This is a genomic window from Synechococcus sp. H60.3 (assembly GCF_047462295.1).
GTDB lineage: Bacteria > Cyanobacteriota > Cyanobacteriia > Thermostichales > Thermostichaceae > Thermostichus.
On sequence record NZ_JANSIY010000025.1, the window covers coordinates 18,797 to 27,243 of the forward strand.

8 protein-coding genes are annotated in these 8,447 nt (G+C 60.2%); 2 read left to right on the forward strand and 6 right to left on the reverse strand.

Features of this window, described 5'->3' with window-relative positions:
• Positions 1-85: 85 nt before the first annotated feature.
• From NW841_RS04450 to rpmH, 4 genes are all read right to left on the reverse strand, one after another.
• Positions 86-379: a Uma2 family endonuclease gene (locus NW841_RS04450; RefSeq protein ID WP_414364795.1), complete on the reverse strand. Its 294-nt coding sequence runs from the start codon at positions 377-379 to the stop codon at positions 86-88.
• The gene (gene smc, locus NW841_RS04455; protein ID WP_414385566.1) at positions 345-3,887 is read right to left on the reverse strand and encodes a chromosome segregation protein SMC; all 3,543 of its coding nucleotides are present in this window, start codon (positions 3,885-3,887) and stop codon (positions 345-347) included. The genes NW841_RS04450 and smc overlap by 35 nt, the downstream gene beginning before the upstream one ends.
• Before the next feature lie 75 nt (positions 3,888-3,962).
• The gene (gene rnpA / locus NW841_RS04460) at positions 3,963-4,343 is read right to left on the reverse strand and encodes a ribonuclease P protein component (RefSeq protein ID WP_414334703.1); all 381 of its coding nucleotides are present in this window, start codon (positions 4,341-4,343) and stop codon (positions 3,963-3,965) included.
• Positions 4,344-4,402: 59 nt separating this feature from the next.
• Complete coding sequence (gene rpmH, locus NW841_RS04465; RefSeq protein ID WP_011434477.1) at positions 4,403-4,543, reverse strand: 50S ribosomal protein L34; 141 nt, start codon at positions 4,541-4,543, stop codon at positions 4,403-4,405.
• Positions 4,544-4,783: 240 nt separating this feature from the next.
• On the opposite strand from rpmH, the gene dnaA reads away from it, so the two are divergent.
• Both dnaA and NW841_RS04475 read left to right on the forward strand, forming a co-directional pair.
• The gene (gene dnaA / locus NW841_RS04470; protein WP_414364792.1) at positions 4,784-6,190 is read left to right on the forward strand and encodes a chromosomal replication initiator protein DnaA; all 1,407 of its coding nucleotides are present in this window, start codon (positions 4,784-4,786) and stop codon (positions 6,188-6,190) included.
• Between the two features lie 204 nt (positions 6,191-6,394).
• Positions 6,395-7,060: a hypothetical protein gene (locus tag NW841_RS04475; RefSeq protein WP_414364790.1), complete on the forward strand. Its 666-nt coding sequence runs from the start codon at positions 6,395-6,397 to the stop codon at positions 7,058-7,060.
• Here the strand turns inward: NW841_RS04475 and NW841_RS04480 are convergent.
• The gene (locus NW841_RS04480) at positions 7,057-7,878 is read right to left on the reverse strand and encodes a class I SAM-dependent methyltransferase (RefSeq protein WP_414364788.1); all 822 of its coding nucleotides are present in this window, start codon (positions 7,876-7,878) and stop codon (positions 7,057-7,059) included. The two genes, NW841_RS04475 and NW841_RS04480, sit on opposite strands and share 4 nt — an antisense overlap.
• 212 nt (positions 7,879-8,090) lie before the next feature.
• Positions 8,091-8,447, reverse strand: a 357-nt coding sequence (locus NW841_RS04485; protein ID WP_414385567.1) for a transposase, incomplete at its 5' end; no start/stop codon positions are given.

Genomic DNA, 8,447 nt, shown 5'->3' on the forward strand with positions numbered 1-8,447 from the left:
CTGTCCGCAGTGGGGGGTGCCTATTTTTTGCCTCTCAAAACCCTAGCGGTTGTAGGTCTGGAGGTAAGGGCAACCCTGGCAGGTTCTAGCTCTCGGCAGACCAGATTTTGCGGATGGGCAGGGTAAAGCCGGGCAACACGTCTTCTCCCAACAAGGTTTCTGGGTCTTCCACCAGCTCCGGCGCCTGTCCTGGCCGGTAGATCATCACCCGCTTGGCCTTGGGATCCAAAAGCCACCCCAAGCGGCAGCCGTTGTCCAAGTGCTCCTGCATCTTGGCCTGGGCTTGAACCCAAGAATCGGTGGGCGAGAGGATCTCCACCACAAAATAAAAGTGTCGGTCTAGTTTAGCCGACGTGAGCGGTGGGGTTGACCAGGCCAATTACTTGGGTGTAGGCGCCGCGAGCCTGGGTCACCCCGATGGTGCGCTCAGCTTTTTCGATCATGGGGCGGCGCAGGCTGACCACCAAAAATTGTGCCTGGCGGGATTGCTGCCAGATCATGTCGGCCAACTTTTCCACGTTGGCCCCATCCAAAAACATGTCCACTTCGTCAAAGGCATAAAAGCTGGAGGGGCGAAACCGTTGCAACGCAAAAATAAAGCTGAGGGCCGTCAAGGATTTTTCTCCGCCCGACATGGCGCTGAGACGACGCACCGGCTTGCCTTTGGGGCGGGCCACCAGGGTCAGACCCCCAGCCAAAGGATCCTCTGGGTTTTCCAATTCCAAGTAGCCCTCGCCCTCGGAAAGCTGGGCAAAGATGGTCTGGAAATGGCTGTTGATGGCATGGAAGGCATCCAAAAACGCTTGGCGGCGCAGAGTAGAAAAGTTCTCGATGCGCAGCAGCAATTCGGTGCGCTCTTGGTGCAGGGTTGCCAGTTTGGCGCTGAGATCCCCTAGGCGGGCTTGGGTCTGTTCATATTCGGCGATGGCCAACATGTTCACCGGCTCCAGGGATCGCAATTGCTCTTCGATTTTGCGTTTTTGCTGCTGCAGCTCGTCTAGGGTCAGGTGGGGGGGCAAGGGGGGAAGGGGATGCGGCAGCGCTTGGGCCGCAGCTTGCAGTTGGGTTTGCAGTTGGGCCAGGATGGCCTCTTTTTCTTGCTGTTGGGTGAGGGCGTTGTAGCGTTCCCATTCCAGGCGTTGGAGCTGCTGCTGTTGGGCGCGCAGTTGAAATTCCTGCCGCTCTCGCTCTTGGCGCAGGTGGGCGAGGCGGGCTTCAATCTGGCCCATCTGTTGCCGTTGCTCGGCAATGTGCTGCTGGATTTGGGCGAGAGTGGCCTGGGCCTGGGCGATTTGCTCTTGAAGTTGGGCCTGACGCCGTTCGCCCTCTTGCAGGCGCTCCTGGTGGTGCTGGATCTGGGCCTGCTTCAGGTGTTGCTGGCTGAGGTTCTCCTGTTGCTGTCGCTCTAGGTGGGCCAGGTGGTGTTGCAGCTCCGCCAGGTGGCTCTCCTGCTGCTGCACTGTCTGCTGCAGTTGCTGCCAGTGCTGGTTGACCGGGGATCCCTCCAGTTGGCTGAGCTTGAGGGTGAGGGCGGCCAGGCGCTGTTGCAAGGGATCCCAGCGGAGTTGAATCTGGTGCAGCCGCTGCTGGATCTGGTGGCTTTCGCTTTGCCATTGCGTCAGGGATCCCTGTAGGTGTTGCAGGCGGGCCTGCTGGTTTTGGCAATCGGCCTGGTGTCGCTCCAGATATTGCCGGGCTTGCAGGGCATCCTGGCGGGCCAGGAGCAGGGTCTGGGCCAGTTGTTTTTCGCGGGCTTGGGCGGCTTTTAGGCGAGGGGTGAGGGCGGCCAGCAGCGCTTCCAGATCGGCCAGGCGGGCGCGCAGGGCTTCCCCTTCCGAGTGTTCGCCGGCAGAAAAATGGATCCCCTGTCGCTGCGGGCTGGTGCCGCCGCTGATGGCCCCTGAGGTTTCCAGCAGCTCCCCTTCCAGGGTGACCATGCGGTGCTGGCCGATGTAGGGCCGGGCCAGCTCCAGGCTCTGGAAAACCAGGGTGGATCCGAGCACAAAGCCAAAAACATCTCGGTAGCGCTCTTCAAAGTGCACCAAACGAATGGCGTAGTCGATCAGACCGTTTAAGTTGAGGGGGGCGGGCGGGCGGGCGGGCGGCAGCTTGTTCAGAGGCAAAAAGGTGGCGCGCCCCAGTTTTTCCCGCTTTAAGAGGTTGATGGCGCTGACGGCGACGCTGTCATCTTCCACCACCACAAAGTGCAGTCGGTTGCCTGCCGCGATCTCCAGCGCCAGTTGATACTGGGGATCCACCTGCCCCAACTGGGCCACCAATCCCAAAACCCCCGGCAGGCGGGCGCTCAGGATGGCCTGGGTGGCGCGGGATCCCTGGGATTCTTGCAACACTTGGCGGCGGGTCTCCCATTTGTCCAGTTGCCGCTGCTTGGCGTGGAACTCGGCGGCCAGCCGCTCGTGGGTGGCGCGATCCAGCTCCAGGTTGGATTGCAGTTGCGCCAGCTCTTGGGCCAGGGCCTGCACCTGGGCTTCCGACTGCCGGCAGGCCTGTTCCAGCTCGGCGGTGAGGGCCAGGTGGGATCCCAGCCACGTCTCGATCTGGGCGATCTCCGCCTGGGTCTCCTGGCTTTGCCGTTCCAGTTGCCGTTGTCGCTCTTGCAGGCGAATTTGCTCCTGCTGCAGAGGCTCCTGTTCGGCGCGGATCTCTTCGAGGTGGCGGGTGAGGTAGCGCTGCTGCTTGACCCAGGCCTCGGCAGATTGGGCCAGGGCCCGCAGTTGTTCGCGGCTTTGCTCCAGGCTGATTCGGGCTTTCTGCACCTGGGCTTGCAGGGATCCCTGGGCTTGGGCCAGTTGCTCCTGTTGGCTTTGCAGGTGTTCCAGCTCTGTCTGCAGGTGCTGCTGTTGGGTTTGGCGCTCCTGCTGCAGGCGCTGCGCTTGCTCGATTTCCTGCTGCCAGGCTGCGATCTGTTGGCTGAGCTGTTGCCGTTGCACTTCGGTGGCAGCGATCTGGGCCTGCAGGTGCAGGTATTCTTCCTCCCCCAGGGCGTGGATGCGGCTTTGCAGCTCGCTCAGGGCGGCTTCGGCCTGCTGCAACTGCTCGCTCAAGGTCTGCACCTGAGCAGTGGCTTGCTCCTGAGCTGCCAAAAGCTGACGAATGGCTGCCTGGGTTGCTTCCACTTGGGCTTGCAAATGCCGCCAGAGCAACACCTGTTGCTGCTGCTCCAGCGTTTGCCACTGCAGCCGCAGTTGCTGGTACTGCTGCGCCTTTTCGCTCTCCTTGAGCAGCCGCTCTCTTTGGGCTTGCCATTCCTGCTCGATGAGCCGGAAGCGCTCAATTTGTTCTCGCACCCCCTCCAGCTTGGCGTTGGCCTGGGCGATCTTGCGGTCGAAGGTGGCCACCCCCGCCAATTCGTCGAGGATCTGCCGCCGCTCCTTGGAGTTCATGGAGATGATGCTGGTAACATCCCCCTGCAAGACAACGTTGTAGCCGTTGGGGTAGATGTGCATCGCCTCCAGTTGCTCGTGCAGCTCGCTCAGGGTGCAGGGCACATCGTTGATGTAGAAGGTGCTGGTGTAGGGCAGGGAGTCGGGATCCTCCCCCTTGCCGGGGCTGACCCGCAGCCGACGGCTGACTTTCCATTCTCTGGGCTGGCCATCTTCTCCCGGCCCCAGATCGAAGGTGACGGAAACGTGGGTCTCCACCCGCCGGTTGCTGTTGAGGCTGCCGGAATGCACCAGATCCGAAAGCCTCTCTGCCCGCATCCCCCGTGAGGAAGACAGCCCCAGCGCAAATAGGATCCCATCCAGGATGTTAGACTTGCCGGAGCCGTTGGGGCCGGAGATGACCGTAAAACCCGGCAACAGGGGCAGCGAGGTCGTGCTGCCAAACGACTTAAATCGGGTCAGCTCGATCCGCTTGATGTACATCCCACCCCATATCTGGTGCAACCAGCAGCAGATGATGGCACCAGGCTAGCACGGGTAGTGCAGCCTGCCCAGCCTCTAAGAAGGCCCAGGATCTGGGCTTGGATCGACGAGCAGATCGGCCTTTTGCAAAAGACGATGCACCTCTGCCTGTAGCTCTGGCCACTTGTAGGTGAGCAGGTTGGGCTTGGGGATGAGCAGCAACTGGTAGCCAGGCTTTAGGTTTGGACAGAGAGGCCGTATGGCCTCCCGCAGGCGACGCCGCAGCCGGTTCCGCCGTACCGCCGATTTGCTCACTTTTTTGCTAACTGCCAACCCCACCTGGCTGGGGATCCCTTCACACCCTGGGGGCATCGGCTGAAACAGAAGGGTCAAGCCCGCACCGGAACGACGCTGCCCCGCTTGGTAAAGCGCCTGGAAAGCTCGCCGATCCCGCAAGCGATAAGGAGCAGGCAGCATGGTGGCGGATCCCACCCTGAATTCAACAAAGGGCCCTGCCCTTAAAGCCGAATCGCGCCTCAAGAAACAGCCAGGCGATAACGCCCCTTGGCCCGCCGCCGCCGCAAGACTTGCCGCCCGGTTGCTGTGCGCATTCTGGCCCGAAACCCAGAGACGCGAATGCGTCTGCGATTGGTGCCACGAAGGGTACGCTGAGTCATGGTGTAGACCCACTCATCATGTCAACAAGGCCTGCTGCGGCTGGTGAGGGGGAAGCCCAGTCCACTTGCAGACAATCAGCAAGGTGCCATTCTAGCAGGCTCGACGGAAAATTGCTAGATTGGCCGCCCCACGCCGAGCAGCTAAATTGGGAATCCCAAGTCCAAGTCGAGAGAGCAGAGGCACTGGGTTGGCGCCCCTGTTCTCTTTGGGCTTTGGCTGTGTCGTTCTGGGTGTGTGGTGTGGATATCTCCCTAGATCAACTCTGGGACGAAGCTCTGGGGCATCTACAGGTGCAGCTCAGCCGTCCAACCTTTGAGGCTTGGATCAAGACGGCGCGGCCTGAGTCGTTGGTGGACAATCGCCTCACCATCTCGACTCCTAGCGAATGGGCGCGGGGCTGGCTGCAAAAGCACTACGCCTCCACCATCACTGAGGTGGTGCAGCGGGTGGCCGGGATCCCTTTGCAGGTGGAGTTTTCCGTCGCTCCCCAGGCCTTGGTGGAAGAAGACCCTCCTTCAACAGCGGCTGGGGCCTCAACCTCCCGCTGGGCCGGCAGTTTTCCGGCTTCCGCCACCCTGGGGCTGGAGGTGAGCGGCAGCCTGCCCATGCGAGCTCCGGATCTCAACCCCAAGTATTCCTTCTCGCGTTTCGTGGTTGGTCCCAACAACCGCATGGCTCATGCGGCGGCCTTGGCCGTGGCCGACAAGCCTGGGCGGGCCTACAACCCGCTGTTTCTCTGCGGCGGAGTAGGGTTGGGCAAAACCCACCTCATGCAGGCCATCGGCCACTACCAACTGGAAGCGAATCCCCAGGCCAAAGTCTTTTACGTGTCCACCGAGCGCTTCACCAACGATTTAATCGACGCCATCCGGCGAGACAGCATGCAGTCTTTCCGGGAGCACTATCGAGATGTGGATATTTTATTGGTGGACGACATTCAATTTATCGAAGGCAAAGAGTACACCCAAGAGGAGTTTTTCCACACCTTTAATACGCTGCATGAGTCAGGCAAACAGATCGTACTGGCCGCCGACCGCTCCCCTCACCTCATCCCTCGGCTGCAGGAGCGGCTCTGTTCTCGGTTTTCGATGGGCTTGATTGCGGAAATTCAACCGCCGGACATCGAGACCCGCATGGCCATTCTCAAGAAAAAAGCCGAGTACGAGGGGATGAGCCTGCCGTCTGAGGTCATTGAATACATTGCTACCACCTACACCAGCAACATCCGCGAGCTGGAGGGTGCCCTCATCCGTGCTGTTGCCTACGTCTCCATTTCCGGCCTGCCGATGAGTGTGGAGACCATTCAGCCCATTCTCAACCCTCCCAGTGAGCCCAAGGAGATCACGCCCGACATGATTATCGACGTAGTCTGTGAAGCATTCGGCATCGACCGAGAAAGCTTATTGGGATCCTCCCGCAAGCGAGACATCAGCCAAGCGCGGCAAATTGCTATGTTTTTGATGCGCCACTACACCAACCTCAGCTTGCCCAAAATTGGCGATTACTTTGGAGGAAAAGATCACACCACGGTTCTCTATAGCTGTGAGAAAGTTAGCCAGTTGCAGCGGGAAAATCTGCAATTCGAGCGGCAACTGCAAAACCTGGCCCAGCGGCTGCGAGTCATGGCCAACAGCCGAAACAGCTAGTCTTTGCATTGCCGTTGTCGGGCCCTCCTTGTGGTCTCATCCTACGCTGCTGAGAGCCGCGACCCCCGTGAGTTTGCATGAAAAAAGATGAAAGATCCTTTTGGAAGCAGCTACAGTTGAGGACGGGAGGGGCGGGGGTTGCAGGTGATAGGGCAATCTGGTAGAGGGCTTTGCCTGGGTATGCTGCTTCTTGGGGCTGGGCTGATGCCAGCATCGCCGGCCTGGGCCAATTCGACCCAAGCGAGCCGCAGGGAAGCGGATCCGCGGCCAACTGCCCTCTCAGCCGTTCTAGATCTGGGGCTGGATAGCCAAATTGTGGAGGATAGCCCCGTGTTGCGCCGCTGGCTGCAAGGCCCTCCCAATCTTCTGGAAGAAATCCGCGATACTCCTGTCTTGCCCACCCGTTTGCAGGCGGGTTTCGAGTCGGCTTCTGAGTGGCGAATCAGCTTGCAGGACTTGCGCCTGGGAGATCGCCTCACCCTCAGCGGCGACTATCGCCAATCTTCTGAGAACCCAGAAATCCGCCAGTACGGGTCAGAGGTGCGTTACTTTCTTGCCCCCATGGGATCCCGCTTGAATCTGGCCCCCCAACTGGGCTATCGAGCCTTGGAACAAAAGAACCGCCGCCTCAGCGGGGTGAGCTATGGGGCTTTTGCCGTTTTGGCCCTGGCGCCCGGAGCCGCCGACTTGACTGGCAGCTACACTTGGGTGGCCCCGCAGGAGCCGGAAGAAGGACAGGCCACCCTAGCGGAGATCACTGCTGCCTACGCCATTAGCCCTTCCCTTCGTCTCGCTGCCCGCTACAGCCTGCGCCACTCGAGCTTGGCGCGGGAATCCAGCGTTGGCGTTGGCCTGGAGTGGATCCCCTAGAGGCGCACCGCCTGCACAAAAGCCACCCAGCCGAAGCTGAGATAGCGCTCCAAGCGCAACCCCACCTGGGCAAAGTGCTGGCGCAACTGGTCTGCGGAGAAAAAGCGAAGGCCGGTCGCCTCCAGCCAGTGCTGCACCGTCTGCCCCCATCCCTGCACCTGCTGGCTGTGCATCGAGACAAACACCCCGCCAGACCGCAAGATGCGGGCCACTTCCCGCAAGCAGGGATCCAAGGGCACCTCGTTCAGGGTGGCGCCGCTGATCACCGCCCCAAAGGCTGACGAGGCGAGGGGAAGCTGTTCCGCCCGGGCTCGCACTAGGCTGTAGTGCTGCCAGTGGGGCTGGGCCTGTTGGGCTGCCTCGGCCAGTACCCCTGCCGCATTGTCCAGGCCAATCACCGTCCGCTGCGGATCCCTGGCCAGGAGGAGGCGGCTCCAGTACCCCCCTGCCGTGCCCAAGTCCAAGACAGGATCTGCCTCCCCCACCAGCTCCGCCAACAATCGGCCTTCCCGCTCGCTGGCGAAGCTCTCCCCCGATAACAGCGACAGCGCCCAGGGCCGCCACAGGCGATCGTAGCCCCAGGCAAAGCCGGGCAGATGGGCAATGGCCTGAGCTGGAGTGAGGGGCAACTCCGGCGAGGTGGCTAGAAAATCCACCGCCCCGGAAGATAGGAGAGGGTAAACCTGGCCACAGCGGGGACAATAAACCCGATCCACAGCAGACCCTGGCTCCCGCGCTGGCGGCAAGCTCAGCCCTTCCTGACCACAGCTTAGGCAGCGGTAGAGGTGAACTGGCAGAGCAGAGAGAGAAGAAAGCATGACACAGCAGAGTAGCTTGGTAGCCCCGTACTCAGCGCTCCGCGCCGCTAGCGCGAGTAGGGCGGGGCGGAAAAGCCTTCGAGCAGCTTTAGCTGCTCACCAATGATGCGAGTCGTTAATACAGTTTAGTTTTGGATCGCCACTCAGCAACAATGGACTACGGCTGTCAACAGGTTCTGATTCAGGACAGGAAGCTACAGTCTGTTAAGGAATCAAGGGGTACAGTAGCAACACTTAGCAAACCAACTTCGGAAGGAGGATGGATTGATCAGGAGTAAACAAGTCTGCACTATCTGCTCCACGCTATACTTCCCAACTCTGGAAAGCTGCCGAATAAAATGCTTCAACACCGACCCCATCATCTCAATAGGATTCAATTCCGGTGCATACACAGGTAGGTATAGGATTCGCGCTCCTGTCCCCCTAATCAATTCCTCAACCTCCCGACTCCGATGAATATTTAAATTGTCCATAATCACAACCTTCCTCGCCTCTAGCTTCGGACATAACTCGCTTCTCAAAAACTCCAAAAAATCCCCTTTCTTCATCCCACCCTTGATGACACGACA